Here is an 803-nt window from a genome sequence, read left to right on the forward strand (position 1 = left end):
GGGAACAGGTGCGCCGGAAAGCAGCAGAGAATGGCGGTGACCAGCAATGCCCAGACCCGCTGCAGGTTGAAGGGGTGACGCTCGTGGAGAAAACTGTGGCAGTGGTGGCAGCGGTGGGATTGTCCCAAGGGCTGCAGCTGCCCGCACCATTGGCAGCCAATCAGGCCCTGGCGCTGGGCGGTGTCGCCGGCTTGTGCCTGCGCTGGCTGTTGCAGGTCGCCGAGCAGCCGCTGCCACAGGCCGATGGTGTTCATGCGGGTGACGGTGATTAGCAGGATCAGGGCGAAACCGGAAAAGGTCCAGAAGGCGGACAGCAGTTGGATATGGGCCATGGCGATGATTTTCACCAGGCTGACCAGGGCGGCGATGGCAAAGACATCGGCCATCATCCAGGGCTGCATGCGGGGTAACCAGCGGGCCAGAAACAGGCTGCCGGGCAGGGGCCCGGGGCTGGCCAGGCTCATATGAATCCAGCACACCGACAACAGATACAGCGCCGGGATCACAATGATGGTGGCGATCACGATAACGGCCAGGGCCGGGTGGTGGTAAATCGCCAGCTCATAGGCCGCGTCGGTGACGGTCATGGCCCGCTCGATGCCATTTTTCTCGAAGCCCAGATAGGGAAACAGTAAAGACAGGGTCAGCAGCAGCAGGGCAGTAAAGGCCAGGGCAGGGGTGAGCTGGTCGTTTTGTGCCGGGCGCATCAGTGGGTGCTGGCAGCGGGGGCACTGCAGCCACTGGCCATCCTTGCCGGGGCTCACGGCCGACACCAGATCACATTCGTGACAGGGTAGTAAAAA

General features: G+C 62.6%; 1 protein-coding gene. It reads right to left on the reverse strand.

Translation table 11 applies throughout. The features are described 5' to 3' along the window. Nucleotides 1-803 (reverse strand): paraquat-inducible protein A (locus A3730_RS27605; RefSeq protein ID WP_197477680.1); only part of this gene is annotated, 803 nt, incomplete at both ends.

It is taken from the genome of Alcanivorax sp. HI0044, assembly GCF_001634945.1.